The organism is Glycomyces albidus (assembly GCF_009451885.1).
GTDB classification, from domain to species: Bacteria; Actinomycetota; Actinomycetes; order Mycobacteriales; family Micromonosporaceae; genus Glycomyces; species Glycomyces albidus.
This window is the reverse complement of record NZ_WIAO01000004.1, coordinates 162,153-185,394: the sequence shown is the minus strand read 5'-3', so window position 1 is coordinate 185,394 and position 23,242 is coordinate 162,153. Positions and strand designations below refer to the sequence as shown.

15 protein-coding genes and 1 tRNA gene are annotated in these 23,242 nt (G+C 69.3%); 8 read left to right on the top strand and 8 right to left on the bottom strand.

What is annotated here, in order from left to right; translation table 11 throughout:
* The first annotated feature begins 90 nt into the window (after positions 1–90).
* From ectB to thpD, 3 genes are read left to right on the top strand one after another with little or no spacing between them, the layout of a single operon-like run.
* Positions 91–1,365 carry a diaminobutyrate--2-oxoglutarate transaminase gene (gene ectB, locus GFD30_RS05490; protein WP_153024192.1) on the top strand — a complete coding sequence of 425 codons (1,275 nt, stop codon included), beginning with the start codon at positions 91–93 and terminating at the stop codon, positions 1,363–1,365.
* Entirely contained in the window at positions 1,362–1,775 is a 414-nt protein-coding gene (locus GFD30_RS05485; RefSeq protein WP_153024191.1) for an ectoine synthase, read from the top strand. The genes ectB and GFD30_RS05485 overlap by 4 nt, the downstream gene beginning before the upstream one ends.
* A 36-nt stretch (positions 1,776–1,811) precedes the next feature.
* Positions 1,812–2,699, top strand: coding sequence for an ectoine hydroxylase (gene thpD / locus GFD30_RS05480; protein WP_153024190.1), 888 nt, complete (start codon positions 1,812–1,814; stop codon positions 2,697–2,699).
* Positions 2,700–2,793: 94 nt separating this feature from the next.
* Here thpD and GFD30_RS05475 read toward each other — a convergent pair whose 3' ends face one another.
* From GFD30_RS05475 to GFD30_RS05460, 4 genes are all read right to left on the bottom strand, one after another.
* Entirely contained in the window at positions 2,794–4,377 is a 1,584-nt protein-coding gene (locus GFD30_RS05475; RefSeq protein ID WP_153024189.1) for a hypothetical protein, read from the bottom strand.
* 20 nt (positions 4,378–4,397) lie between these two features.
* The gene (locus tag GFD30_RS05470) at positions 4,398–4,913 is read right to left on the bottom strand and encodes a SigE family RNA polymerase sigma factor (protein ID WP_322632978.1); all 516 of its coding nucleotides are present in this window, start codon (positions 4,911–4,913) and stop codon (positions 4,398–4,400) included.
* Positions 4,914–5,090: 177 nt separating this feature from the next.
* Complete coding sequence (locus GFD30_RS05465) at positions 5,091–5,702, bottom strand: permease prefix domain 1-containing protein (RefSeq protein ID WP_153024188.1); 612 nt, start codon at positions 5,700–5,702, stop codon at positions 5,091–5,093.
* Positions 5,699–6,016: a PadR family transcriptional regulator gene (locus GFD30_RS05460; RefSeq protein ID WP_153024187.1), complete on the bottom strand. Its 318-nt coding sequence runs from the start codon at positions 6,014–6,016 to the stop codon at positions 5,699–5,701. The genes GFD30_RS05465 and GFD30_RS05460 overlap by 4 nt, the downstream gene beginning before the upstream one ends.
* A gap of 68 nt (positions 6,017–6,084) precedes the next feature.
* Here GFD30_RS05460 and GFD30_RS05455 point away from each other — a divergent pair, with 68 nt between their 5' ends.
* Positions 6,085–6,681 carry a hypothetical protein gene (locus GFD30_RS05455; protein ID WP_153024186.1) on the top strand — a complete coding sequence of 199 codons (597 nt, stop codon included), beginning with the start codon at positions 6,085–6,087 and terminating at the stop codon, positions 6,679–6,681.
* A 127-nt stretch (positions 6,682–6,808) separates the two neighbouring features.
* A tRNA-Gln gene (locus GFD30_RS05450) sits at positions 6,809–6,883 on the top strand.
* A gap of 59 nt (positions 6,884–6,942) precedes the next feature.
* On the opposite strand, the gene GFD30_RS05445 is transcribed toward GFD30_RS05450, so the two are convergent.
* The 3 genes from GFD30_RS05445 to GFD30_RS26180 form a co-directional block, all read right to left on the bottom strand.
* Positions 6,943–7,350 carry a DUF7144 family membrane protein gene (locus tag GFD30_RS05445; RefSeq protein ID WP_153024185.1) on the bottom strand — a complete coding sequence of 136 codons (408 nt, stop codon included), beginning with the start codon at positions 7,348–7,350 and terminating at the stop codon, positions 6,943–6,945.
* A gap of 98 nt (positions 7,351–7,448) precedes the next feature.
* Entirely contained in the window at positions 7,449–8,258 is an 810-nt protein-coding gene (locus tag GFD30_RS05440; RefSeq protein WP_153024184.1) for an endonuclease/exonuclease/phosphatase family protein, read from the bottom strand.
* A gap of 15 nt (positions 8,259–8,273) precedes the next feature.
* Positions 8,274–8,645 (bottom strand): hypothetical protein, encoded by a 372-nt coding sequence (locus GFD30_RS26180; protein WP_194201856.1) that lies wholly within the window; start codon positions 8,643–8,645, stop codon positions 8,274–8,276.
* A gap of 406 nt (positions 8,646–9,051) precedes the next feature.
* On the opposite strand from GFD30_RS26180, the gene GFD30_RS05430 reads away from it, so the two are divergent.
* Positions 9,052–9,585 (top strand): NUDIX hydrolase, encoded by a 534-nt coding sequence (locus tag GFD30_RS05430; RefSeq protein ID WP_322632977.1) that lies wholly within the window; start codon positions 9,052–9,054, stop codon positions 9,583–9,585.
* 68 nt (positions 9,586–9,653) lie between these two features.
* Here the strand turns inward: GFD30_RS05430 and GFD30_RS05425 are convergent, their stop codons facing one another.
* Positions 9,654–15,587, bottom strand: coding sequence for a LamG-like jellyroll fold domain-containing protein (locus tag GFD30_RS05425; RefSeq protein ID WP_153024182.1), 5,934 nt, complete (start codon positions 15,585–15,587; stop codon positions 9,654–9,656).
* Positions 15,588–15,800: 213 nt separating this feature from the next.
* Here GFD30_RS05425 and GFD30_RS27785 point away from each other — a divergent pair, with 213 nt between their 5' ends.
* Positions 15,801–22,733, top strand: a complete 6,933-nt coding sequence (locus GFD30_RS27785; RefSeq protein WP_153024181.1) for an RHS repeat-associated core domain-containing protein — start codon at positions 15,801–15,803, stop codon at positions 22,731–22,733.
* Positions 22,734–22,736: 3 nt separating this feature from the next.
* Positions 22,737–23,234: a hypothetical protein gene (locus GFD30_RS05415; RefSeq protein ID WP_153024180.1), complete on the top strand. Its 498-nt coding sequence runs from the start codon at positions 22,737–22,739 to the stop codon at positions 23,232–23,234.
* Positions 23,235–23,242 lie beyond the last annotated feature (8 nt).

Genomic DNA, 23,242 nt, shown 5'->3' with positions numbered 1-23,242 from the left:
GCACCGACCAGTGCCGGCCCGGGTATGCGCCCGTCCGCCCCCGCGGACGGGAAGCGGAGAGCGGCCGAACAGGCCGACCCAGAGAGACTCATGCAGATTTTCGAACAGGTCGAATCACAAGTCCGCTCCTACTGCCGCAACTGGCCCACGGTGTTCACCACCGCCAAGGGCAGCCGCATCACCGACGAGCAAGGAAGATCCTATGTGGACTTCTTTGCCGGCGCGGGGTCGCTCAACTACGGGCACAACCACCCCGCGCTCAAGGAGGCGCTGCTCGCCTACCTCTCCGAGGACAACGTCGTCCACACCCTCGACACGTACTCCGCGGCCAAGCGCCGCTTCCTGGAGTCGTTCCGCGACCTGGTGCTCGCGCCGCGGAACCTCGACTACAAGGTCCAGTTCCCCGGGCCGGCCGGGAACAACGCCGTCGAGGCCGCGCTCAAACTCGCCCGCAAGTACACCGGCCGCGAGACCGTCGTGTCCTTCACGAACGGCTTCCACGGCATGACCCTCGGGGCCCTCGCCGTCACCGGGAACTCCATGAAGCGCGGCGGCGCCGGCGTCCCGCTCAACAACGCCGCGACCATGCCCTTCGACAACTACATGGACGGCCGCACGCCCGACTTCCTGTGGCTGCGCAGCCTCCTCGAAGACCCCGGCTCCGGACTCGACCGGCCCGCCGCGGTCATCGTGGAGACCGTCCAGGGCGAAGGCGGCATCAACGTCGCCTCCGCCGAATGGCTCCGCGGCCTCGAAGCGGTCTGCCGCGAGCACGGGCTGCTGTTCATCGTCGACGACATCCAGATGGGCTGCGGGCGCACCGGGCCCTTCTTCTCCTTCGAGCGCGCCGGCATCCGCCCGGACATCGTCACGCTCTCGAAGTCCTTGTCCGGCATGGGACTGCCGTTCGCGCTCACGCTCATGAAACCGCACCTGGACGTGTGGGAGCCCGGCGAGCACAACGGCACGTTCCGCGGGTTCGCGCCCGCGTTCGTCACCGCCACCGCCGCGCTCGAGACGTTCTGGCGCGACGACGACCTCACCGCGTCCGTCGACGACCGCGCCGACTGGCTCGACGGGGAGCTGCGCGGCATCGCCGCGGCCCACCCCGAGCTGGGCATCGACACCCGCGGCCGGGGACTCGCCCGCGGCCTGGTCTTCGACGACCCCGCGCACGCCGGGCAGGTCTGCCAGGAGGCGTTCGCGAACGGCCTGCTCATGGAGACCTCCGGCGCCGCGGACGAGGTCGTCAAGCTCCTTCCGCCGCTCACGACCACGAGGGACGACTTCGAGGAGGGCATCGGCATCGTGCGCGAGGCCGTCGCCACGGTCGCCAAAGAAGCCGAGGCGGGGGTGGCCGCATGATCGTCAGAAGGCTCGACGACCTCGTCGGCACCGACGCCGACGTCGAAGGCGGCGACCGCGACCGGGCCGCCGGCACCTGGCGCTCGCGGCGGCTCCTGCTCGCCCGGGACGGCGCCGGGTTCTCGCTCCACGACACGGTCCTCTACGCGGGCACCTCCACGACGATGCACTACGCCAACCACGTGGAGGCCGTCTACGTCATCGAAGGGTCCGCGAAGCTCCGCGACCTCGAGACCGGCGAGGTCCACGCGCTCTCGCCCGGGAGCATGTACCTCCTCGACGGGCACGAGCGGCACACGCTCGACGTCGAGAGCGACCTGCGCTGCGTGTGCGTGTTCAACCCGCCGGTCACCGGCCGGGAGGTCCACGACGCGGACGGCGTCTACCCCTTGATCACCGAAGCCGACTAGAACCGCCCCTCGCGGCGCAGAGAGGAACGAACGACCATGTCGCCCACCGACCTCTACCCGACCCGGCGGTTCGACGAACCGCGGCTGATCTACCGCACCGAGGACCCCGCCGTCTGGGGCGGGCCCGCCGACGGCCCCCTCACGCAGGCGCACCTGGACGTGCACCAGGCGGACGGGTTCACGCCCGTCCAGGCGCTCCTCGAACCCGCCGAACTCGCGGCGGCCCAGAACGAGGTCCAGCGGCTCCTCCGCGACCCGTCCCTCATCGGGGACGAGCGGGTCGTGCGGGAGCGCACGACCGACGAAGTCCGCTCGGTCTTCGACGTCCACAAGCTCTCCCCGTTCTTCGCCGCGCTGATCCGCGACGACCGCATCGCCGGGGTCGCCCGCCAGATCCTCGGCTCCGAGGTGTACGTCCACCAGAGCCGGATCAACTACAAGCCCGGCTTCGGCGGCGCGCCGTTCGAATGGCACTCGGACTTCGAGACCTGGCACGCCGAGGACGGCATGCCGCGCATGCGGGCGGTCAGCCTCTCGCTGGCGATGACCGAGAACTACCACTTCAACGGCTCGCTGATGATCATGCCGGGCTCGCACCAGACGTTCGTGTCGTGCGTCGGCGAGACCCCCGCGGACAACCACCGTTCGTCGCTGGTGCGGCAGGAGGCCGGCACGCCCGACCACGGCTCGCTGCGGCTCCTCGCCGAGAAGCACGGCATCCACCAGTTCACCGGCCCGGCCGGGTCGGCCGTGTGGTTCGACTCGAACTGCATGCACGGCTCGAACGGGAACATCACGCCGTTCCCGAGGTCGAACCTGTTCATCGTCTTCAACTCGATCGAGAACTCGCTGGTCGAGCCGTTCGCGGCCGAGAAGCCCCGGCCGGAGTACCTCGGCTCGCGCGACTGGCAGATCCTGACCTGATCCGACCATTCCGGTCCCGGGGGCGGGACGCGGTGCGGGCCCGGCTCATTCGAGCCGGGCCCGCACTCTCATGGGCGCGAACGGACGCCGCGGGTCACTCCGGGACGACGGGCTCCATGTCGCGGTCGTACGTCGGCGCCGGCAGCTGCGCGACGATCGCCGCCAGCGCCTCGGCCGAGAGCGCGAAGTCCTCGTTCCCGAACTGCATCCAGACCGAGACCGCCCAGCCGTCGGGGTCGACGACCGTGACCTCGTACTCGCCCTCGAACCAGCCCGCGGCGCCGCTCCCGTCCGCCTCGTGCGTGAGCCGCTTCTCGGCGATGAAGGCGGTCCGGCCGTTCACCTCGGATTCGATGCACGTGAAGTAGCGGTTGCAGTCGGAGAGGTACGGGCCGTTCGCGTCGGCGTCGCTGAAGCCGGGCAGCCAGCCGCCGGGGAGCGTGTACGTCAGGTCGAACGGCACGTCGCCGACGGTCGTGTCCAGGACCGACTCGTAGGGCAGCGAGCCGGTCATCACGTACTGGCGCAGCGCCACCGTGTCCTCGTCCCAGTAGGCGTCCGGCGTCGGGCTCGCCGACGGCTCGTAGACCTCGCCGCCGGGCGCGAGCTCGTCGAGGGCGGTCTGGACGTCGTTCCGCGTGACCTGCGCGGAATCCTCGGCCCAGGTCCACCAGCCCGCGTCGCCGGCGAGCCAGCCGGTCGGGACCTCGATCGGGTCGATCTCGTGCAGGTTCGTCGTGTCGTAGTCGATCTGGGGCATGGCGAGGACCGCCGCCTCGAGCGCCTCGGGGTCCACCGGGACCTCTTCGCCCTCGGGGCCGCAGAGGGCCTCCCAGGTCGCCCTGAGCGCCGAGCCGTTCGGGTAGACCACGGCGAGCGCCAGTTCGCACTCGCGGTCCGCGGTGTAGAGGACCCGGCCGTCGTCGAGCTCGGTGGTCGTGAAGTCCGACTCCGCGTCGTCGATGAGGTGCTGCGGGAAGTACTGCTGCGAGGTCGGGCCCGGTTCGGCGGTCCAGCCTCCCGGCAGCAGGGTCTCGACCTCGAGCAGCAGGCGGCCGGGGTCGTCGCCGTCCGCGCCGCCACCGGCGAACGCGAGCGCCTCGTACCCGAGGAGCTGGACCTGGCCGTAGTTCCCGGGCGTCATCTCGCCGGTGAACACGAACAGGCCGTCGTCCTCGACGACGGTGAGCTCCGCTTCGGCCTGCTCGTAGGAGAGGCCGAACTCCTCGGCGAACTGCTGGATCTCCTCCTCGGTCGGGTCGTTCACGACCGTCACGAAGTCGGACGCCTCGAACAGGCCGGTCGCGATGAGCAGGTCGCCGAACGCGGCCCTGCCGGCCTCGGTCAGCGCCTCGGCCACGGCCGGGTCGCCGTAGCCGTCGGGCCCGGGCAACGGGTAGCCGGCGTTGGCGTAGTCGAAGTCCTCGGTGGCCGCGGGGACGTCGTGGTCCTCCGCTTCGTCGGAGCCGCCCCCCGGCAGGCCCGCGACCGAGAAGACGAGCACTCCGACGATGGCCGCGACACTGGTCGCGGAGGCGCCGCCGAGGACGGCGCGGTGGCGGCGGCGGGCCTTGTAGCCGTCGCTGATGATCCGGTCGAGGTCGAACGCCGCGGGCGGCGGCGTCGTGTCGGGCATGATCTCCCGGAACACCGTTCCGGGGTCGTCTTGCAGATTCATGGTGACTTCGCTTTCTTCCGCTACGCCCGGGCAGGGACGACGGAATCGGTGAGGAGTTCGCGCATCTTGGCGATTCCCTTGGCGCACTGGCTCTTCACGGTTCCCGTCGAGCAGCCCATGGCCGCGGCGGTCTCGTCAACGGACAGTTGCTCCCAGAACCGCAGAACGAGCGTCGCCCGCTGCCTCGGCGGCAGCCGGTCCAGCGCGGCGATGAGTTCGAGCCGCACGTCGACCGCTTCCTGCGGGCGGTCGAGGCGCCGCACCGGCAGCTCGTCGCTGGCGCGCTCGCGGCGCACCCACGACAGGCGGCGGTGGGAGAAGTACACGTTGGTGACGATGCGGCGCACGTACGCGGGCGCGCCTCCCGGCTCGACCCGCTTCCACGCGGCGAACATCTTCGTCAACGCCTTCTGCACGATGTCGTCGGCCTCGTACCAGTCCCCGCACAGCAGGTAGGCGTACCGCCGCAGGCTGTCGCGCTGGGCTGTCGCGAAGGAACGGAACTCGGCCTCTTGCTGCTGCTCCTCGGTCTTCACTGGGCCTCTTTCAGATGACGGGTAGGGGCCCGGCCTCGCCGCATGGTGGATGGGGCTCGACCCGGCACGCTCAATACGCGGTCCGGGCCGGAAGCGTTGTCCGCCGCGGCGGGGTTTCTAGGAGCGGGGCTTCGAGGAACAGGGTTTCCAGGAGTGCGGTCGCTCCGGGATCGGGGTTCAGCGAGGGCGGGGTCGCGACGCGCGGGCGACGACGAGCGCCCGCGCGGACGCCGTGCACACCAGGGCCGTGCCCACCGCCGAGGCGAGTGCGAGCACGACCCAGGCGCCGGCCGGCCCCTCGTCGTCGGCGACGAGGGCGATGACGGCGGAGCATCCGAGGGCCACGGCGATCTGCACGAGTCCGAGGAGGCCGCAGACGTAGGCGGCCCGGCGTTCGAGGTGGCCGGTGAGGACGAGGGCGGCCGCGCCGAAGGCGACCGCGGTCGCGGCGTCGATGACCCTCGCTAGCAGGGTGACCGCGAGCCCGGGGTCGCCGTCGCCGCTGAACAGGTCCCACATGACCGTCATGGCCGGCAGGGCGATCAGGAGCGTCCACGCGGTGCGGCGGGCCTGCGACGCCTCGAGTTCGCGCTGGACTTCGGCCGCGACGGTCCGCGGTTCGCCGAATTCGGCGGCGGCCTCGTCGAGCGCCGCTTCGCGGCTCATGCCGGCGGCGACGCGCTCGGCGACGGCCTCGTCGAAGCCGTCGCCGATCTCGGCGAGCATGTCCTCGCGGACGCGCCTCGGGCCGCGCAGGGGCGCGGCGACCGCTTCGAGGTAGTCGCTCATGCCCCGAGGACCGCCGTCATGACCTCGCGCAGGGACCTCCAGTCCGCGACGCCCTTCTCCAGTGCCTTCAGCCCGTCCTCGGTGAGCGAGTAGACCCGCCGGCGGCGCCCCGAGGACTGGGTCCAGGTGCCGCTGATGGCGCCGGTGCGCTCGAGCCGCCGCAGCGCGGGGTAGACCGTGCCGCTCGGCAGGTCGAGGCGTTCGCCGCTGTGCTCGCGCAGGGCCGCGATGATCGCGTAGCCGTGGGCCTCGCCGCGTTTGAGGGTGGCGAGGATGAGGGTGTCGAGCTGTCCGTGAATGCCGTCCGCGTCCATGGCTCCAGCGTACGCCCGCATGTGTAGACGGTCTTGTTATGTAGACGGTCTACATGTAGCCTGTCTACATGAACACACACCTTCATGTCATCTCGCTCATCGCCGGGCCCCTGCTCGGCGCTGTCGCCACCTTCTTCTGGGAGAGCGACCGCTACGGCGTCACCGCCAGCGTCGTCCTCATGTGCTCCACCGTCGCCTGGATCTACGGCCTCCTCGGGGTCTGGGAGCGCGTCGGCGAGCGGCGGCCCTGGTTCGGCGCCGTCGGCACCGTCCTCGCGCTCGCCGGCTTCGCCGGCGGCATGGCCTTCAGCCTCCAGGGCTTCTTCGAGGCGATCTTCCGGGTCTCCGGCCCCGAGTCCCTCGCGGCCGCCGCCGACCACCCGATCGCCTCCGCGGTGGTCCTCTGGATCCCCGGCCCGGCCTTCCCGCTGGCGCTCTGCGCCCTCGGCATCGCCCTCGCGTGGACGCGCCTCGCCCCGCTGTGGCTCGGCGCGCTCCTCGTCCTCTCCGGCGCGGTGTTCCCGCTCAGCCGCATCACCCGGACCGAGTCCATCGCCCACGCCGCCGACGTCCTCATCCTCGCGGCCTTCACCGCCCTCGCGGTGCTCTACGTCCGCACCGGCCTCCGCCGCCCCGGCCGCGAACCCGCATCCGCAGCCACCTGACCGACCCCGCCCCGCGCCCTTTCAACCGGGTCGTCCTGATCACAGGAACCCGTTTGGAAGGGCGCGGACGCATCCGGTACAGTTACATCCCGTCGGCGCAACGAGCTTCGAGGCGCTGCGACACCATTGGGGTATGGTGTAATTGGCAACACGGCTGATTCTGGTTCAGTTGTTCTTGGTTCGAGTCCAGGTACCCCAGCCACATTTGCTCCATCAAACAAACAGGCCCGCTGTGCGGGCCTTTCGTTTGCTCGGACCGTGCTAGCGGTCGGGCTCCTGGTCGGGGAAGCGCATGCGGTCGCCTACGGACACCAGCGCCCAGATGACGAACACGTCGAGCGCGATCACCATGATCGACCACCAGGGCTGGAACGGCAGCCACATGAAGTTCGCGATCATGGAGGCGACCGCGATCGCGATGCCGAGGGCCCGCGCCCAGTCCGAGCCGGTGAAGAGGCTGAAACCGACGAGCACCGCGATGATGCCGATGATCAGATGCACCCAGCCCCAGCCGGTGAGGTCGAACTCGTACGCGTAACCGGCGGCGGTCACAAAGAACTCGTCCTCGACCAGGGCCGCGATGCCGACGAGCACCTGCCAGGTCCCCGCGACGATCATCATCCAGGCACCGAAGACGACGCCTCCGATCGCCAGTGGTCTCCGTGCCATGACTCCTCCAAGCTCGTGTCCCTGGGGGCATCATCCGCCCGGGCGCGGTTCCGGACTGGGAATATGCGGAAGAGCCATGCGCATCGGGCCGAAAGCGCTCATAATGCCGCCGTCGAGTCGAGGCCGTCCAGGGTCGCCGCATCGACCGCGGCCGGGCGGGCCGCGGCGAGGTCGGCGATGAGTCCGAAGTGGTCGCTGATCCAGACGTCGTCGACCGGGGCGGTGAAGACGCGTTCGCACAGGCGGACTTCGAGGGCCGGGCCGTTGGGGCCGTCGTGGGCGAAGAGGTAGTCGATGCGGCGGTCGCCGAGCCGCCCGTCGTGGATCAGCGGGTCGAGCGACGGGGCGAACGTCGGCCCGGGATGGTCGCCGTTGTGCTCGCGCCAGAGGTCGCGGAAGCGGTTGCGCAGGAGGCGCACGCTCGGCGCGTCTGGTTCGGCGTCGAGGTCGCCGCCGATGACGGCGGACTGACCGGTGACGGCGAGGGCGGTGTCGAGGTAGCGGAGGAGCGCCGCGGTCTGGGCGCGGCGGAGGTCCTCCTCCTCGCTGCGCCAGGACGGCTTGTGGTTCACGACCAGGAGCGGCACGTCGCTGTCGGGCCATTGGACGTCGACCGCGAGCGATCCGGCCGGGAAGTCGCCGGCGCGCAGGTCGAACTCGACCGGCGCGCTCAGGCGCCAGCGGCTGGCGACGGCCAGACCGCCGCCGTCGGGGGCGCGGCGGGACTGGCGGAGGATCTGGAAGTTCGTGCCGAGGAGTTCGGCCGCCTGGTCGGTGCGGCCGTCGGCCACGCATTCCTGGAACAGGACGATGTCAGGCGCGATGGAGCGGAGCGCGGCAGCGAGCGGGCGGCGCCGGCGGGGCCAGTCCGCGTGCCGCGCGTAGAGGTTGAGCGTCAGGATGCGCATCTGCCCATGGCCGTGTCACCCCTCTGCGGGCTCGGCGGTCGACATCGGGCGTGATCGGCCCGGGCGCTCCTCGTCGAAGTCAGTGGAACCGCCCGAAGCGCCGTGGGAGCCGCTGCCGGAACCACCGCCGGGTGCACTGCCGGCAGAGCCGCCGGAAGCACCATGGGCATCACTGTCGAACCTGACCGTGAGGAGCGCTTTCGCGCGCTGCGCCCGTTCGCGGTCCTGCTCTTGGACCTCGAGGAGGAAGGCGGCGACCTCCGCGTCGCCGCGCTCCTGCGCGTCGTCGATGTACTGCTGGATCGTCGACGACTCCTGGAGCGTGTGGTAGAGCACGCTGACGAGGTCGTACGAGACGTCGCCGGTGCCGGTCGCATGGTGCGTCATGGTTCCTCCTTCGGTGCCGGTCCGCGCCGGCGCCCTCGGCGCTGCGTGATCTTGGAGCGATACCCGGGCTGAGGCGAGTTAACCGCCGCTGACCAGCGACGGGCCCGGTCTGCCACCGACATGTCACCGCTGTGACCTGTGAAAACCGACGAACCCCGAGCGGCCGCCGCCGAGCGTCCGGGAAGCCGGTAGGCGTCCTCCGGGACCAAGAGCGCGACGCCGGCGAGCAGCGACGCGAATCACGGCCGCGAACCCGCGCCGAGGCGGGACCGCGGCGCCACATCCGCGCACCGCGCCCAGCGCAACCGCGGCGAACCGAGGCAGCTGCCGTCGCCCGGGGGTCATGGCGGCAGCCGCCCGCGGCGGGGCCCGTCGCACCCCACGGCCGCGCTGGCAGAATGTCCCGGTGCCCATCACCGTCGCCCACCTCCAGGATCAGCTCGCCGCCTACCTCGACCGGTACCCCGAGTCCGCCGGCGAGATCAAGCCGCTCCTCGCGCTCGACTCGCCGTCCGGCTTCGACCGCTCGACGCTCCCCGGGCATGTGACCGCCTCAGCGATCGTCCTCGACGACGCCGGCGCGGTCCTCCTCATCCACCACCGGACCCTCGACCGCTGGTTCCAACCGGGCGGCCACCTCGAACCCGGCGACGACTCCCTCCCGGAGGCCGCGCGCCGCGAAGCGGTCGAGGAGACGGGCCTCGACCCGGCCGGCCTCGAACTTTTCGACCGGGCACCGATCCACATCGACGTCCACCCGATCCCCGCGAACGCCCGCAAAGGCGAAGCCGCCCACGACCACTACGACGTCCGCTACCTCTTCCGCTGCACCGAAGGCGAACTGCGCCCCCGGCCCGAGGAGGTCCACGCCGCCGAATGGCGCCCCGCGACCGACCTCGACAACCCGGACCTGATCGCCCGCCTCCAATCCCGAAAGTGACGGCGCGGCAACGAGAAGGCCGCCGGGCGCAATGCGCCCGGCGGCCTCGTCATGCCTCCTTCGCGTCGTTACATCGCCGTCGCCGTGACGGTCTGCTGCGAGTTGATCGGTATCGAACTCCATTTCACGCAGCTCAGCGGCGTGGTGCTCGCGGCGGAGATGTAGACGCCGTCCTGGCCGAAGCCGAGGGCCGCGCCGAACCTGCCGTTCAGCACCGGAGTCGAGTCGACGATCAAGGTGTCGATGTCGGCGGCCGGGACCGCCGCGCCGGTGACGTGGACGATCCCTTCGGCCGGCGCCCTGCGGTCCTCGTTCACCGCGGCGATCGCCAGCCTGAGCGTGGTGTTCGTCGCCTGGACCGACTGGTCGCGGTTGTAGAGCAGCACAGCCGAGCCCAGTTGGTCGCCCACCTCGGCCGTCTCGCCGAGCGCGCCGCCCTGGAGATAGCCGAGCATCGACGTTCCGACGCCGGTGGAACCGAAGTACATCAGGTTGACCATGCCGCCGTCCGTGTTGCCGGAGACGTCCTGCCCCGGGCTGCCGACGGCCACAGCGGTCCGAACCGCCTCGACGCCGAGCGTGGCCGGCCAATAGTCCACGGCCGAGACGGTCTGGCCCGTCCGGTCGCCGGCCTCGACGGAGTTGCTGCCGAACGGCGCGTCGGATTGGACGATCCAGCTCTGCAGGCCCGGCCAACCTTCCGGAGACAGCTGGTGGTTGAACACCGAGATGCCGCCGGTGTTGGTGAGCGTCGCCGAGGCGTCCTCGAACGGCGCGCCCGCGACGAACTTCGTCGGCGTGGCCGAGAGTGCGTAACCGAACTGGTCTCCCTCTTCGACGGCGCTGGTGGACCCGTAGGTGTTCGCATCGACCCACGCCTTCGAGCCGCCCTGCATGTACACCAACGCCCCGCCGTCGACCACTTCGGCGATCTCGGTGTCGCCGTCGCGGTAGGCGCCGGTCGTGTCGGTTTGGACGTCCTCGCCGGGCATGCCGACGATCAGGACCGGCGTGCCGTCGGTGAGGTTGGCGGCCGCGACGGTGAACCCGAACCGGTCACCGCCCTCGTTCGCGCCGGGGACCCCGGGCGATCCCTGAGTGAACCAGTACGCGCCGGCGTCGTCGATGCCTCCGGGTGCGCCCGGCAGCACGATCACCGAACCGGTCGAACTGCTCTCGCCCGGTACGCCGACCGCGATCTCGGAGCAGCCGTCGCCGTCCGCGTCGTAGGTCGCGACGGAGCGGCCGAACAGGTCGCCCGCCTCCGAAGTGCCCACGGCGCCATGGGTTTCCTCGGTGACGACGCTGGCCGCGCCGGTGGCGCCGTCGAAGAACCAGAACCCGCCGGAGTCGGTCAGGCCCTCGGCGTCGTACGACGAGTACGGCATGACCGCGTCGCGGTAGCCGTCGCCGTTGACATCGCCCGGCACGCCGAAGCAGGTGGACTCGTCCGCCCACGTCGGCCTGGCAGCATAGAACCCGGTGCCCGCCGAGTATCTCGTCCACAGCGCTCCGAGGTCGCCGTCCGTGCCGCCGCGCAGCGTCAGCAGGTCCTCCCTGCCGTCGCCGTCGAGGTCGCCGCCCGCGAGGTCGGTGAAGACCCACGGGGTGAGGTCGGCGGCGCACCCGGAGCACCGGTCGGAGTAGTCCCACTCGGCCGGTGTGGCGAAGCCGCGCCGGTCCGACAGTGCCAGAGACACGTTGAGCCGCACCCGGTTGTTGAACCGGTACGAGGCCACCAGGTCCGGTCGGAGGTCGCCGTTGACATCCGCCACGGTGACTCGGTCGCGCTCCGTGTCCCAGTTGTTCGGGGTGTCGAGCACCCACTGCGGTGAGCCGAGTCCCGATGCCGATCCGTACCTGACGTACATGTCGGCGCTGCCGTCCGCGCCGGTGCGGATCTCGGCGACATCGCCCCACCAGTCGTGATCGAAGTCTCCGACGGCGAGTTCGACCAGGCGCGGCGTGCCGGTTCCCGACGCGACCTGGGTCGGCGCGTCGAACGACTTCTTGGACTGGTTGAACTTCGCCCTCCAGATCGTGTAGGCGTACGAGCCGTCGCCACGCAGGAGCACGAGGTCGTCGGCCTGGTCGCCGGAGAGGTCCTCGAGCTGGATCTGCGTCTCGGCGAGCATCCAGGTGGGAGCGGGGAGTTCGAGCTTCTGCACGTCGTACAAGAACGGGGCACCGCTCGCGGTGCAGGTGCGGTCCCGCTTGCCGCAGGCCGGCATCGCCCAGACCTCAAAGTGATCGTTGCTCGGGACGGCCACGACGAGGTCGTCCCGCCCGTCACCGGTGATGTCGCCGGCGCGCCAGGCGGCGTCGCTGGCGCGCCACGGAAGCACCTCGTCGAGGTCCATACTGTCGGACTCGAACACCGGATTTTCTGACCTGACGAGTTTCCCGGTGCCGTCGTTGCGAAGGAGGTAGATGTGCGAATACACGCCGCCTTCCGCGTCGGACGACTCGACGACGGTCAGCGCGTCATCGAATCCATCCCCGTTGAAATCGCCGGTGACCAGTTGGCTGTGAACTTCGCGGACGGTGCCGTCGGCTAGCGCTTTGATCTGCTGGTCGTCGAAGACGCCGGAGTTCACATTCAGGCTGTCGATCGCACCGGGCCAGTAGTCGGTGACGGTGCCGAGGTGCAGGACCGAGCCGACGCGGAGCGGCCCTTCGGACGCCCACAGGGCGAACCCGGTCGCACTGGAGTCGGCTTCACCGTTCACGTAAAGGCTCGCGGTGCCCGTCGACGCCTCGTAGGTAACCGCCAAGTGCGTCCACTGTCCTACCTGGACAGGTGTATCGCCGTACAGGTTTATCCACGAGCCGCTGGTGGTCGAGTCCGAGGTCCTCGCGCGGAAGGCCCACCTGCCGGTGCTGACGTAACCGAGGTAGAACGCCCCTGTGCTGGTGCCGTCCTGACTGACCACGTTGAAGGTGCTGCCGTCGCGGTCCATGCGCACCCATGCCCCGATCGTGAAGTCCTGCGAGGTGTTGATGACCGGGCCGTCAGTCAGGGCTGTCGCGTCGACGCCGTTGAGCCCCAGGCCCGTGCCCTCGAAGCCCTCGACGAGTTCGACCGCACCTCCGGCGGACAGGTCGTTGCCGCCGCCGGAGAGGTCGGGGATCGCCGTGGTGTCGACGGTCTCGAAGTCCCAGATGCCCTCGGCGTGCTGGCCGAGGCGCTGGATCTCGCCGGCCGGGACGGCCCGGTTCCAGACCTTCACGTCGTCGACGTCGCCGGCGTAGTAGGTGGCCTTCCGCCCCTGCCACAGGTCGCGGCCGAGTGCGAAGGCGCCGGTCGCGTTCCACTCGTCGGAGAACGGCGCGGTGTTCTGGAGCTGGCCGTTGACGTAGAGCTGGAGCTGCTGACTGCCGTAGGAGAAGACCCCGGTGACGTGATACCAGACGCCCGCCTCGGCGGTGATCTCCGAGCCGGCCGACACGGCGAGCAGTCCGCTCGAGTTCGAGTCCTGATTGGACGCCACCATGAGGAACGTGTGGCTCTCGCCGTCGTACTTCAGCATGAACGCCGAGTTCACGATGCCGTCCTGGGAGGCGATCGTGTAGTCGACGTCGGTCTGGTGGATCCGGACCCACGCCGAGACCGTGTACGAGGAGTTCGTCGCCACCACCGGAGCGGTCGTGACCGCCTGGTCGTTCCCGTCGAAGGTCAGGTACCGGAGGTGGTCGTCCGCCGCGTCGGCAGGGGTTCCACCGGTCCACTCGCCGCCGGTGACGGTGAGCGGGCGCGTCACGTCAGACGGGAACTCGGGGTAGTTCGTGTCCGCGGCCGTGGCGCCCTCGGTCTCGTCGAGCTTCCAGTGCGCGACGGGGGAGCCGTTCGGGTTGACCCTGAAGGTGTATGTGGTCTTGGTCGAGACGTTCCCGTGCGCGTCGAAAGCCCACACGCTGAGGTTCTGCACCCCGCTGGCCGCGGGGTCGAGTGCGATGGTCGCCGGGCCGCCCGGGGTCGACACCGGGGCGGTGTTGTCCCCGTACGCGTCCTGGAGGCTCCACGAGTAGCCGGCGGTGTCCGAGGACGTCGAGTCGACGGTGAAGCGGCCGGTCATCCCGACCGCGCCGTGTATGTTCCCGTCGGATGGATAGTCCGTCGAGGACACCGTCGGCGCCGCCGGCGGCGTTGTGTCGATGAGGACGGTGCAGCCGCCGGCGCTCGCACCGGTGGCGCGGGAGTCCTTGGCGGCGACGGTCGCCGTGTAGCTCTGTCCTGGTACGTCCGAGGACTTCACCGTCCAGGTGGCCCTGGCGCGGTCGGCGCCGGAGGAGGGCCACTGCTTGGCGACTCCGGTGCTCTTGTCGGTCCAGGTCAGGAGACCGTCCATGTTGTCGCCGTCGTCGTCGGTGAGTTTCGCGGTCACGGTCCACGAGGTGCCGGCGCCGAGCTTGACGGTCTTGCCCGAGGTGCACGACTGGCCGTCGATGGTGAACGAACCCGGCTTGTTCGGCGGTGTGTTGTATTTCACACTCAGGTAGAAGCCGGTGTTGCCGTCGCCGACCTTCTCGGGGCCGAATCGCCGGAAGCCGGGGCAGTTGTTGTACGCCGGGCAGGACTCCGAGGACGCCTGGAGTCCGAACTGGATCTTCCGGTCGCTGGTTCGGGCCACGTCCTGGACGTAGTCGGTCACGTCGGTCCAGAGCTGGCGGGGAGCGCCGCAGCCGGAGGCGACGCCCTCGTCGCGGGAGGCGATCTTGGTGCCCCAAGTGCCCTGGTCGTTCCAGGTCCAGTTCTTCAGGTTCCCCGCGTCGAGCTCGTGCAGGTCGGCGGTCACGTCGAGTCCGTCGCACGAGCGCACCCACGAGTAGGTCATGGTCATGCGCAGGTTCGCGTCGATGATGTCCTTGCCGCGGAACTTCGAGGTGCTGAACTCGAAGGCCAGGCGCCAGGTCTGCTCCATCGAGCCGTCGGCCCGGTGCGCGCGGCCGAGGCGGGCGGTGCCGTTGGGGTCCTTCTCGAACGAGCCGCCGTTGTAGTAGCTGCGGTTGCGATAGTCAGGGTAGTTCGAGACCATCGCCCAAGCACTGGAGTCGATCTTGACGACCTCAGGATCGATCCTGATCGGATAGACCGCGGTCGGGTCCGCCAGCATGGCCGCGTCGGGCGTGAGGGTGAGCTGCCCGCCGCTGTAGGCGGTGGCCACCGCGGCCGTCAGCGAGTACGTCGACGGCGACCAGTCGGTCGAGACGGCGTCGCCGACGCCTTCGTCGGGTGCGGCCGAGTCCCACATGGTCGGGGTGGGGCCGCCGTAGACGACGTTCCCCTCGTAGTCGCTGATCTCGAGCGCACCGGTCGCCCCGACCGCCGCGGTGTAGCCGTCGAGCGCGAGGCCGAGTCCGATGCTCGCGACGTCCGCGGAGGCGGCGGCCTCGGGGGTCTTCACCTCGAAGACCTTCGCGAAGCCCGTGTTCGTCGCCCGGACCTTCAGGTCCACGCCGGGGATGACCTCGGCGTACGTGGCCGTGTCGCCGTCGACCGTCGGCGCCGGAAGCGCCTGGTGCCAGGTGTAGGCGACGCTGCGGCCGTGGATGTCGGTGATGGTGATGAGGTCGGTGTCGCCGCCGTCCGAGAGCTTCAAGCCCAGGTCAGAGTTGAGCGGGGCGAAACCGCCGCCCTCGGCGGGAACCAGCGTGTTGTCGATCGCGGCCCAGACGCCGTCCTCGGTCTGCGCCTGGTACGCCTCCAGCGCGATCTCCTCGACGAACGTCCCGTCGGGCGCGGCGAAGACCTCCGATTCGGCGGTGGCGAGCGACTGGATCTCGACGTTCGCGCCGGTCTCCGCCGCCTCCTCCACCGCGTCCGCGATCTCGGTGTCGGTCTCGGTCTGGGAGGAGTCCTCACCTGGAGGGACGCCCTCGCCGGGAGGCAGGGTCTCTTGCGCGTACACGGGGGGCGGGGTCAGGAAGACCGACAGTGCTGCGGCGCCGACGGCCAATGCCGTCGCGCGCAGTGCCCTCGGCCTGCGGGGTATGGATCCCAAGGGAGGCTCCCTATTCGATTGGTTCGGGGTTGCCCGCAGCGACGTGACCGCTACGCGACAGCCGAGAGTATGCCAGAGAACTGTCGCGGTGGGACAGACGATGTCCCAAGAAATGGTAGATGCTCAGGTTTAACCCAAGAGTCGTTGATGTTCTGTGACGGCTCTGATACTGTCTCGCCGAAACAACTTCATGTAACCCCTTGGAGACCCCCTGTGGACGACGCCTCGCGCACGCCCTCTCCCCAACGCCCCCACGACGAACCCCGCTCACCGCGATCTGCGGGAACGGCCGGATCGGACCTCCCCTGGCGCGCCTCGCCGAAGACGCTGGCCAGGCGCGGTCTCGCGTTCGGCGCCATCGCCGCGCTCGTCACCGGGTTCCTCATGTGGGTGGGCGTATGGGAACCGGAGTACCGTCCTGAGGCGATCGACCAGGAATCCTCAGTGCCCGGTTCGGATTTCGAACCGGAAGACGCCGATCTCCCCGAGGACCACACCCAGGGGCAGGCGCTCGAAGGCGATCAGGCCGTCTCGTTCCCGGCACTCGATTCGGCCGAAGTAGAGCTTCACCCCGGAGAACCGGTGGAGATCGAGGCACTCGGCGTCACCCTCGCCCCGGCCGGCGAGCACCCGCCCGCGAGCGTCGAGATCGCACTCGACTCGGCATCGGCGGCCGACGGCCTCCACTGGGAGATCGAGCGCACCGACGGCTCGACCGAAGCAGGCGCCGTCGCCGTCACCTTCGACTACGACGGCTACCGGAACGCCGGCGGCGCCGACTGGGACGACCGGCTCAAGCTCTACGGCGCCGACGGCACCGAGATCCCCTCGGCGCACAACGCGATCGAAGGCACGCTCACCGCCGAGATCCCGCTGGCACCCGGCCGCTCCGGCGGCGGCTACGCGCCCGCAGGCGACACGGACGGCGGCGGCGCCCAGACCTCCACCGCGGCGGCCTCGGTCACCATGGCCGCCTCCGCATCAGGCGCCAACGGCACGTTCGCGGCGACCAGCCTCGCGCCGTCGTCAACCTGGTCGGCGGGCAACCCGACCGGCGACTTCGCGTGGTCCTACCCGCTCGACACGCCCTCCTCTGCGGGCGGCCTCGACCCTTCGATCGCCTTCGCGTACTCGTCCTCCGCCGTCGACGGCCGCAACGAGTCGACGAACAACCAGCCGTCGACCATCGGCGAGGGCTTCTCGTTCGACCCCGGTTACATCGAGCGCAACTACACCGCCTGCCAGATGGACGACGAGGACGGCGCCAACAACCCGCCCGAGGCCGAGACCGGCGGCGACCAGTGCTGGGCCACCGACAACGCCGTCCTCTCGCTCAACGGCTCCGGCGGCGAACTCGTCCGCGACGACGCGACCGGCGTATGGAAGATCGAGAACGACGACGCCTCCAAGGTCGAGAAGCTCTCCGGTGCGAGCAACGGCGACGACAACGGCGAGTACTGGAAGGTCACCACCGGCGCCGGCGTCCAGTACTTCTTCGGCCTCAACCGCCTGCCCGGGTACGGGACCGGCGACGCCGAGACCGAGTCCACCTCCACCGTCCCCGTCTTCGGCAACCACGACGACGAGCCCTGCCACGCGACGGCGTTCGAGGACTCGTGGTGCCAGCAGGCGTGGCGCTGGCGCCTCGACTGGGTCGTGGACACGCACGGCAACGCCATGGCGTACTTCTACGAGGGCGAGGCCAACCACTACCTGCTCGACCTCGACGCCGACAACCCGGTCGGGTACGACCGCGGCGCGAACCTGACCCGCATCGACTACGGCCTCCGCAGCGGCGACGCGTACGCCCAGGCGACCAACCGCGTCGTGTTCGACCTCGCCGACCGGTGCCTCGCCGGCGCCACGTGCGACTACGACCACCCCGAGAACTGGCCGGACGTCCCGCTCGACCAGTACTGCGACGGCACGGTCGCCGACTGCGAGGGCATCTACTCGCCGACGTTCTTCACCGACCAGCGCCTCGCCTCGGTCACCACGCAGGTCTACACCGGCGGGACCTGGAAGGGTGTCGACTCCTGGGCGCTCGCGCAGTCCTGGCCCGACCCGGGGGACTCCACCCGGGCCGGGTTGTGGCTCGACGGGATCACCCGCACCGGCCTGGCCGGGACCGAGCCGATCGCGCTGCCCGCGGTCACCTTCGACGGGGTGCAGCTCTACAACCGGGTCCAGAAGACCCTGGACACCAAGGCGCCCATGAACTGGTTCCGGATCTCCGCGATCCGCAACGGCACGGGCGGCGTCACCACGGTCAACTACACCGAGACCGAATGCGACGCGAAGACCGGCGTCATGCCCTCGAGTCCCGAGAGCAACGACATGCGCTGCATGCCGGTCGTGGTCACCACTGCGGAGGACAACGGCGGCACGCCCGAGTACGACTGGTACCACAAGTACGTCGTCACCGAGGTCGCCGACATCGACACCACCGGCGGCTCGCCGCCGGTCACCACCGCATACGAGTACGTCGGCAAGCCCGCCTGGCGGTACACCGACGACGACGGCCTCACCGACCCGGAGTACAAGACCTGGTCGGAGTACCGCGGCTACTCGGCGGTCCGGACCATCACCGGTGACGGCTCGGACGACAAGAGCGTCACCGAGACCACCTACTTCCGGGGCCTGGACGGCCAGAAGCTTCCGGGCGGCGGCACCACCGACATCAAAGTGGACGGCATCGACGACCACGACGAGTTCGCCGGCCGCCCCCGCACGGAGACCACCTACCTTGACGGGCAGGCGATCTCGAAGACGGTGACGACGCCGTGGCGCTCGGAGCCGACCGCGACGCGCGTCCGCGACTGGGGAACCACGTACGCCCGACACACCGGTACGAGTGTGGTCGCGTCCTCTTCGGTCCTCGCCGACGGCACGTGGCGGACGGTGACGGCGAAGACCACGTACGACTCGTACGGCATGGCGGTCTCGACCGAGTCCTCCGGGGTCGTCGGCGTCGACGGCGACGAGCAGTGCGTCAAGATCACATACGCGCGCAACACGGCCAAGTGGATCGTGAACCTGCCGGTGCGCACCGAGACGTTCTCCGCGAAGTGCGCGGGGCCGGTCTCGTACCCCGACGACCTGATCTCCGACGAGCGGGTCTACTACGACTACGCGACCTCGCACACCACCCCTCCGACCAAGGGCGACATCACCAAGACGGAGACCGCCAAGGACTACGCGAACGGCGCTCCCGTCTACCTCGTGACCGGTTCGATCACGGTGGACCAGTACGGGCGCGGCCTCACGTCGACCGATGTCCGCGGCTTCGTCACCACCACCGCGTACACGCCGGCCACCGGCGGCCCGGTCACCGAGGTGCTCACGACCAACCCCCTCGGGCACACCAGCAGGCAGGTCATGGACCCCCTGCGCGGCAACGTGCTCAAGTCGTTCGACGCGAACGACAACATGACCGAGATGGAGTACGACGCCCTCGGCCGCATCACGGCGGGCTGGACGCCCGACCGCACGAAGGCCGGCGGCTACGGGCCGGCGGCGGAGTTCGAGTACCTGCTGCGCGACGACTTCGCGTCGGCCACGATCACGCACGGCATCAACGCCAACAACACGTACACGACGACGATCGAGCTGTTCGACGGTCTGATGCGCCCGCGCCAGACGCAGATCCCGGCCCCCGACGGCGGACGCCTCATCACCGACACCGTGTACGACACGCACGGCCTCGTCCACAAGCAGTACGGCGCCTACTACAACGAGGAGGCGCCCTCGACCGACCAGTTCACGGCCTCGGACAACGACATCCCGGGGATGACCGCCTACGAGTACGACACGGCGGGCCGCGTCACCGCGGAGGTCTTCCTCTCGCACGGCATCGAGCAGTACCGGACCACCACGATCTACGACGGCGAGGAAGTCACCGTCATCGACCCGGACGGGCGCGGCGCGACCTCCGTCGTGGACGAGTCCGGCAACACCGTCGAGGTCCGCAACCTCCACACCGCGGACCCGAACGGCACCTACGACACGATCTCCTACGAGTACGACCACGCCGACCGCCTCGTGTCGATGACCGACCCCGGCGGCAGCGAGTGGACGTACGAGTACGACCTGATGGGCCGCCAGACCGCGGTGAACGACCCCGACACGGGCCGCACCGAGACCACGTACTTCGACAGCGGCCTGGTCGAGTCCGTGACCGACAGCCGCGGCGAGAGCATCTGGTACGAGTACGACGACCTCGGCCGGGTCATCTACGTCATGAAGGACGACTTCTACGGGGACCTGCTCGAAGCGTACGAGTACGACCTGTTCGGACTCGGCCTCCCGGCGACGACCTCCTCGTGGGACGAGGCCGGGAACCTCTACAAGACCCGCGTGCTCGGGTACGACGACGCGAGCCGACCGGTCGGCGTGCGGTACACGCTCGACGGCGACTTCGGCGGCCTCGACCGGTCGTTCGACTTCCGGTACACCTACAACCGGGACGGGTCCGTCGCGCAGGTGACGTACCCGGCGGCCGGCGGGCTCGCGGCCGAGGAGGTCGTGACGACCTACTCGGACCTCGGGCTGCCGCAGACGACCTACTCGCCCCGGCAGTGGTACGTCTCGGACTCGACCTACACCAAGTTCGCCGAGATCGCGCAGCTCACCATGGACCCCGACGGTCCGAACGTCGCCCAAGCGCCCGTCGCCTGGCAGGCGTTCTCGTACGAGGACGGCACCAGGCGGCTGACCGGGTCGTCCTTCGAGATCTCGACCGGTCCGGACCACGTGATCTCGGACCTGACGTACGAGTACACCGACGGCGGCCTGATCACCTCGATCGACAACCAGTCCGACCTCGGCGCCGACACGCAGTGCTTCGCCTACGACTACCTCAAGCGGATCACCGACGCCTGGACCGGGGCCACGCCCGCCGCCTGCGACGCGGAGCCGACGAGCCCGACCTCCGTCGGCGGCGCGGCGCCGTACTGGCAGTCCTGGACCTTCGACGCCGACGGCAACCGCGCCGGCCAGACCGACCACCTCGCGGGCGAGACGATCGGCTACACGTACGACGCGGAGCAGCCGCACACGGCCACTTCCGCGACCATCACCGACCCCTCCGGCACGAAGACCCTCTCGTACGCCTACGACTCGACGGGCAACACGACCACGCGTCCCGACGAGAACGGGGTCGTGCAGACGCTGACCTGGTCGCCCGAAGGTGAACTGGAGTCGTCCACGACCGGCGGCGACGTTACCGACTACGACTACACGGCGGACGGGAGCCGCATCTCGCGGACCGACCCCGACGGCACGATGACGGTGTTCCTGCCGGGCATGGAGGTCGTCCAGGCCCCCGACGGATCCGTCTCCGCCTCGCGGTACTACTCGCACGGCGGACAGCAGGTGGCGATCCGGACGAACGACGACAACCTGTCGTGGCTGTCGGCGGACCACCAGGGCACCTCGACCGCGACCGTCGACATGGACACGCACGCGGTGCAGGTCCGCTACTTCGACATCTACGGCAACGAGCGCGGGACCCCGGCCACCACCTGGGTCGACGAGCACGGGTTCCTCGGCGGCACCAAGGACCCGTCGGGCCTGACCCATCTCGGGGCACGCGAGTACGACTCTCAACTGGGCAGATTCATATCCGCCGACCCGGTCCTGGACCCGACCGACTCGCAGCAGATGGGCGGCTACGCCTACGCCAACCACTCGCCCGTGTCCTTCTCGGACCCCACGGGTCTGAAGCCGGGGTACACCAACGGCGGCTCCTGCATCGACGGCGACTGCTCGTACCACAACGGCGACGGCTCGCTGCGCGACAAGGAGGACTGCCAGCGGTACGCGGGCACCTCCGCGGCCTGCGGCGCCGGCAAGGGCACCGGCTCGGTCAGCGACAACGCCCGCGCCAAGGCCGACGCCGAACGCGACATCGACGAGGACCTGCAGCAGGACGCCGAAGCGGCGCAGGACATCCTGAACACCTCGATCGTCGACGTCGTGATCGACGTCGGCGCCGAGATCCTGCTCGACCTCATCGGCGTCAACGACATCATGTCGTGCGTCGGCGCGGGCGACATGATGTCGTGCGCATCGCTGCTGATGGACCTGATCCCGTGGGCGAAGGTCGCGAAGCTCGCCGGGAAGCTCTTCTCGGCCGCCAAGAAGATCTACAAGGCGGTCACGAACTTCCAGGAGAAGCTCTCGTGGGCGCGCAACACGATGAAGCGCTACGACGACGCCGTCGAAGAGGCCACCGAACGCGCGCGGAAGCGCCTGGAGGCCGGCGGCACGAGCGATGCGCCGTCATGCGGCGTCGGCAACTCCTTCACCGCTGAGACCAGAGTGGTGATGGCCGACGGCTCGACCAAGCCCATCAGCGAGGTCGAACCCGGTGACGAAGTGCTCGCCACCGACGAGGAGACCGGCGAGACGGTCGCCCGCGAGGTGGTCACCGGCATCGAGGGCACCGGTGCTCGCATCCTGGTCGACATCAGCGTGGACACCGACGGCGACGGCACGGCCGACGACACGGTGACCGCCACCGACGGCCACCCGATCTGGACCGCCGACGAGGCCGACCTCGCCACCGGTGAGCCCGGGACACTTCCCGGCTCATGGTCCGACGCCATCGACCTGAAGGCCGGCCAGTTCCTCCGCACCAGCGCCGGAACCTGGACCCAGATCACGGCGATCGAGGTCCACGCCGCCCACACCACGGTCTACAACCTGACGGTCGCCGAGGACCACACCTTCTCGGTAGGAGTAGCAGACACTGACTTCCTCACCCACAACTGCGGCGGTTCGCAGACCGGGCACCCGTCGGATTGCGTCTGCAACCCGTCTGATGACTCGAGTGAGATCATCGTTCAAGCTGGGAGTTTCGAAGGGGCTCGTAACAGAGCTTTGAGCGAACTCGGCGACATCGATCCTTCAACTCGGCGAGCTGACGTAGGTCGACTTCCTGCCGCGACATCGACATTCGGCAAAGTGATCGGATTCACTGCCCGCGGATTCGATGGTACATTCAAGCGCCTGCGCTTGGACTATGATCCCGCCAAGGGTCCGCATATCAATATCCAGATCGGAAAAGGCGTGGACAACAAATGGGCTATCCAGTTCCCTGGCACGCTCAAGTCATTCACGAGTCTCCTCAGGAGGAACACCTGAGTCATGGGAACGACTGAACGTTGGGACTTGCTTCCGAAATCACTGCAACTTCGGAAGCGGCCCGAAATGCTGGGCGGGGGGATCTACTCCTTGAACGAGACGGTGCACGTGAAGAGCCACGGGGAAGCGCTGGCCGCAACCGCTCGGATCCTCGGCCGACTTCCATCTGCAAATGCCGTCGAAGTCGACTGGGGTAGTGTTCCGCACGAAGTTCTCGGTACTCGTGATGGCGAGGAATCAGTACTGGTGGAATCCGTCACGGAGGCGCTGGCAGGCAATGCCCGACCGGACGAGCGAGTGCTCTTGTTCGCGCACGGGCTCTGCATCGAACTGGCCGGGGCGCTTCTCCAACTTCAGGTACATGAGTTGATTGAGAGCATTCCTGACTTTTCGGTCTACCTTCCAGGGCGGAGGTTGCTCATTGATGTCCAGTTCGACGGTTTGACGGTCATAGCGGATATCTCGACCTATGTCGACGTTGATTCAGGATCGACTCCTTGACACAACCT